The organism is Streptacidiphilus anmyonensis (genome assembly GCF_000787855.1).
Lineage (GTDB): Bacteria > Actinomycetota > Actinomycetes > Streptomycetales > Streptomycetaceae > Streptacidiphilus > Streptacidiphilus anmyonensis.
The window spans coordinates 1-1,691 of sequence record NZ_BBPQ01000080.1; the positions used below are offsets into that span (position 1 = coordinate 1).

1 protein-coding gene is annotated in these 1,691 nt (G+C 79.8%); it reads right to left on the bottom strand.

Translation table 11 applies throughout. The features are described from left to right. On the bottom strand, nt 1-1,691 hold a 1,691-nt coding region (locus TR50_RS36910; protein WP_042432849.1), incomplete at both ends, for an SMC hinge domain-related protein.

The window sequence follows — 1,691 nt, forward strand, 5'->3', positions numbered from 1 at the left end:
GCGCGGGCCCTGGCCTCGCGCTCGGCGCGTGCGGCGCGGTCGAGCCCGTCGGCGCGGCCCGCCAGCCCGCGGACCCGCTCCTCGTGCGTGCGCACGGAGAGCCGGGCCTCCATCTCGGCCGCGCGGGTCCGGGTCGCCTCGGCGTCGAGCCGGTCCCGTCTGCCGGTGTCCGGCTCCTCGTCGGCCGGCAGCTCCTCCGCGACGAGCAGCCGCTCCTCGAGCTCGGCGAGCTCCATGGCGGCCTGCTCCTGGGCGTCTGCCGCCTTCGCGGCGGCGGCCGCGAGGCGCTCCGCCTCGCCGGCGGCCCCGCGCGCCTGCCCCGCCAGCCGTCCGACCTGCTGCGCGACGGCCGCCTTCTCCTTCTCGGCGGCCCGTCGGACGACGGCGACCTCCTCGACCCTGGCGGTGAGCTCCCTGCGCCGCGCGGTCGCCTGCTCGAGCTCCTCGCGCAGCGCGGTCCGCCGCGCGGCGAGCGCCTCCAGCCCGGCCTCGGCCTCGTCGACGGCCGCCTGCGTCTCCAGCACACTCGGCGCCCCGGCGGACCCGCCGTAGGCGTACGCCGCGCCGAGCACATCGCCTTCGGCGGTGACGGCCACGACGTCGGGCCGCGTGGCGACCAAGGTCTCGGCCTCCTCGAGCCCCTCCACGACGACGTACCCGCGCAACAACGCGCGCACGGACCCGACGAGAGCCCCGGAACCTGACACCAGCTCAGCCGCCCACACGGCCCCGCCGGGCAGCGCTCCGGCACCATGACCGCCCACGCCCACAGCCCCCGCCAAAGCGGAGCCGTCACCGGAAGCAGCCGCCCGCGGCGAGCTCGGCGGGCCACCCGCAGTCGAAACGCCCGGCAACCCAGCACCGCCCGGCGCGGCCGAGGGGCCGCCTGCGGCAGTCGCCTGCGACGAGGCCGACGGGCCGTCCGTGCCCGGCAGCGCCGCGGCAGCCGTGCCTGCGGCCTCCGACCCGCCCGCCGCGGCGAAGCCGCCGGGGGCCGCTGCCTGCGGCGAGGCCGACGAGCCACCCACGCCCCGCACCGCCAGAGCGTCGCCGGCGTCCGCGCCTCCGGCGACGGACCCGACCACGTCAGCCGCCCGCTCGGGACCGCCCGGGGCGGGGGTGTCGGCCGTGGGAGATGCCGGCTCGGAGGGGGTGGCGATGAGCAGGGCTGCGCGGCCGGCGTCGTCCTTGCGGAGGAGGCGGAGGGCGTCGGCGGCCGTGGAGAGGGAGGAGACGGCGACGGCGTCCGCAGCGCGGTCGAGGGCGGCGGCGAGGGGGGTCTCCATGCCCGGGGTGATCGTGAGGTGGCCGGCGGCCGGGCCGAGGAGGCCGACGAGGCGGTCGGTGGCGGAGAGGAGCGCGGCGGTGCCGTCCTTGCGGCGCAGCGCCAGGGCGAGGGCGTCGCGGCGGGCGGTCAGCGCGGCGTGTTCGCGGTCGGCCGTGGCCAGCGCCTCGCGCGCGCGGGACTGGGTGTCCTCCGCGGCGGAGAGCTCCGCGCGCAACGACGCGTGCTCCGCGTCGCGGGCCTCGTCGGCGGTGTCGAGGGTGTCGGACTGGGCCTGGAGGGTCTCGTACTCCTCCTGCGCGGCCGCGGCGCGCTCCAGCGCGGCGTCGCGTGCCTCCGCCAGGCGGCCGATCTCCTCGCCCGCGCCCGCCGCGCGCGACCGCGCCGCCGCGACCTTGCCCTGGAG